Raw genomic sequence first — 3,094 nt, 5'->3', positions numbered from 1 at the left:
CACGCGTTTTCGGTTCTTGGCGGAGCTGCTGGTGCGCGAGGGCTTTGAAGTCGACCTGATCACGTCGTCGTTCCAGCACTGGGAGAAAGCGCAGCGCGACTGCGCCAATGCCTGCTATCGAGGGCTTCCCTATCGTATCGTGTTCATCGACGAGCCCGGATATACGCGCAACTTGGACTTGGGCCGCATTCGCAGCCATCGTGTGGCGGCCAAGAACCTGCGCGCCCACTTCGAGCGCACAGCCGGCACGTACGACCTTATTTACGCCGAGATCCCCCCGAACGATGTTGCGCGTACGTGCGCGGAAGCGGCCGAAGCACAGCGCATCCCCTTCGTAGCCGACATCAACGATCTCTGGCCCGAAGCCATGCGCATGGTTGTAAATATCCCCGTGATAAGCGATGTAGCATTCTACCCGTTCAAGCGAGATGCTCGACGCGTCTACCAATTGCTTTCGGGCGCCGTGGGCACGTCCGACGAGTATGCGGCGCGACCGGCGCAGGACCGCCAGCGGCCTTATCCGTGCGCAACGGTATACGTAGGCAACGACCTGGCAGCCTTCGATGCTGGCGCGCAAGCGCATGAGAGCGAGGTAAACAAGCCCGAGGGGGTTATCTGGACAACGTACGCGGGAACGCTCGGCGCAAGCTACGATGTGGAAACGCTGATCGCTGCAGCGGCACTGCTGGAGCAGGATCGTCGTGAAAAGGGCAACAATGCTTACCTGCCCGCAATACGCGTGCAGGTGCTTGGCGACGGACCCGACCGCGCCAAGCTCCAAGAGCAGGCATCAACCTTGGACGCACCCGTCGATTTTCGCGGTTACCTGGACTATGAGCACATGGCCGCCTACCTCTGCGCATCCGATATCGTGGTGAACTCGCTGGTGAGGACGGCTGTGCAAAGCATCGTCACGAAGATCGGCGACTACCTTGCCAGCGGCAACCCGATGATCAACACAGGATCGAGCACCGAGTTCCGCGCAAAGGTGTCCGCTGATGGCTTCGGAGTGAATGTCGAGGCCGGCAACCCCCAAGCGCTCGCCGACGAAATCGCAAAGCTGGCCGGACACTCGTCGCTGCGCAAGATCATGGGGGCGAAGGGACGTGCCGTGGCAGAGCGCGAGTTCGACCAGCCGCACTCCTACCGCAAGATCGTGGATTTGCTGCGCACGTTGCTGTGATTTTGGTTGAGCACCTCGCCAAAACAACGACGGCACGTCAAAATAAAAGTTTCGGCACGCCATCTTCGGCGCGCTCGCTAGACCGTTTGAGCAAGGAGCGACCTTTGACCGAGCAGAGACGCATTTCTTTTTCGCCACCCGACATCACGCAAGCCGAGATCGACGAAGTGACCGAAGCCCTGAGAAGCGGCTGGATCACCACGGGGCCGAAAACCAAAGAGTTCGAACGCGAGCTCGCTGCCTTCACCGGCGCCGCCCGCGTGGCGGCGTTCAACTCGGCCACTGCCGCACTCGAGTGCGCCCTGCGCGCTTTGGGTGTAGGACCGGGCGACGAGGTCATCACGAGCGCCTACACCTATACTGCCTCCTGCTCGGTCATCTGCCATGTGGGAGCAACTCCGGTACTCTGCGACACGGCTCCCGACTCCTACGAGATGGACTACGATGCCCTCGCCTCGCTTGTCACCGAGCGCACCAAAGCCGTGATTCCGGTGGATATCGCGGGACGCATGGTGAACTACGACCGGCTGTTCGCTACGTTGGAAAGCGTTCGCAACCTCTGGGAGCCCGCGAGCGACTTGCAGCGCGCGTTCGACCGCGTGGTTGTGTTGGCCGATGCCGCGCACTCGCTAGGAGCAACGGCGGACGGACGAGCATCGGGCTCGGTAGCCGATTTCACCGCGTTTTCGTTCCATGCCGTCAAAAACCTCACGACTGCCGAAGGCGGTGCCCTGGCTTGGCGCGCGGGCGCGTTTGATTCCGAGGCGCTCTACCGCGAGTTCATGCTCATGTCGCTGCACGGCCAGACGAAGGACGCCCTGTCGAAGACCCAAGCCGGCGCTTGGGAGTACGACATCGCCTACCCCGGCTGGAAATGCAACATGACCGACCTGCAGGCCGCCGTGGGCTTGGCGCAGCTGAGGCGCTACCCTGCGCTTTTGGCGCGACGACGCGAATTGGTTGAGCGCTACGAGGCAGGGTTGGCTGACTTGGCAGTGGACGTGCTGCAGCATTACGGCAACGACACGGCAGGCATCGACACCACCCGCCCCCTGAAAGCCACTTCGAGCGCATCTACCGAGCTCAACAGCGAAGACGGCACTCACGAACCTATCTTCGCCTCGAGCGGACACCTCATGCTCGTGCGCCTGCCGGGCAAGTCCTCCACCTTCCGCAACGCGCTCATCGAACGTTTGGCTGACGACGGCGTTGCCGCAAACGTACACTACAAGCCGCTACCACTGCTCACCGCCTACCGCGACCTCGGATTCGACATCGCCGATTTCCCGAACGCACTTGCGCAGTTCGAGAACGAGGTCACGCTGCCGCTGCACACGCTGCTTGCAGACGACGACGTCAGCTATGTAACTGCGGTATTCATCCGTGCCTATGCAGCACTCGAAGCTGAGGGTATCCACTGATGTACGCACGCTTAGGAAAACGCCTCTGCGACCTGATCATCGGCATAGTTGCATTGCCGTTCGTCCTGCTGATCATTGCTGTTCTGGCTCCGTTCATCTACTTCGAGGACAAGGGGCCGGTGTTCTACAACGCCCCGCGTGTTGGCAAGGACGGACGCGACTTCAAGATGTACAAACTGCGCTCTATGCGCGTGAACGCCCCCGACCTGGTCATGGAGGATGGCTCCACCTACAACGGCTCCGACGACCCCCGCATGACCCGCGTGGGCGCCTTCATGCGCAAGACGAGCCTCGATGAGATGCCGCAGTTCCTGAACGTGCTGAAAGGCGACATGAGCGTCGTGGGCCCTCGCCCCGACCTACGCCGCGAGACCGAGCTCTACGAGGGCAATGAGAGCGAAAAGCTGCTCGTGAAACCCGGCATCACCGGTTACGCCGCCGTCTACGGCCGCAACTCGCTACCCTGGCACGACCGCCTCGCGCTCGACGT

Annotated in this window: 3 protein-coding genes; all 3 read left to right on the top strand. The window is 61.7% G+C overall.

Annotated features, from left to right (window positions below):
- Window positions 1-1,183, top strand: a 1,183-nt coding sequence (locus RR842_RS13265) for a glycosyltransferase family 4 protein (protein ID WP_332730066.1), incomplete at its 5' end; no start/stop codon positions are given.
- A 104-nt stretch (window positions 1,184-1,287) separates the two neighbouring features.
- Window positions 1,288-2,604 (top strand): DegT/DnrJ/EryC1/StrS family aminotransferase, encoded by a 1,317-nt coding sequence (locus RR842_RS13260; protein WP_332730065.1) that lies wholly within the window; start codon window positions 1,288-1,290, stop codon window positions 2,602-2,604.
- Window positions 2,604-3,094, top strand: a 491-nt coding sequence (locus tag RR842_RS13255) for a sugar transferase (RefSeq protein WP_332730063.1), incomplete at its 3' end; no start/stop codon positions are given. The genes RR842_RS13260 and RR842_RS13255, both read left to right, overlap by 1 nt.

It is taken from the genome of Gordonibacter sp. (genome assembly GCF_036667095.1).
Classification (GTDB): Bacteria; Actinomycetota; Coriobacteriia; order Coriobacteriales; family Eggerthellaceae; genus Gordonibacter.
The sequence above is the reverse complement of the archived record's forward strand: the minus strand, read 5'-3'. Positions and strand labels throughout refer to the sequence as shown.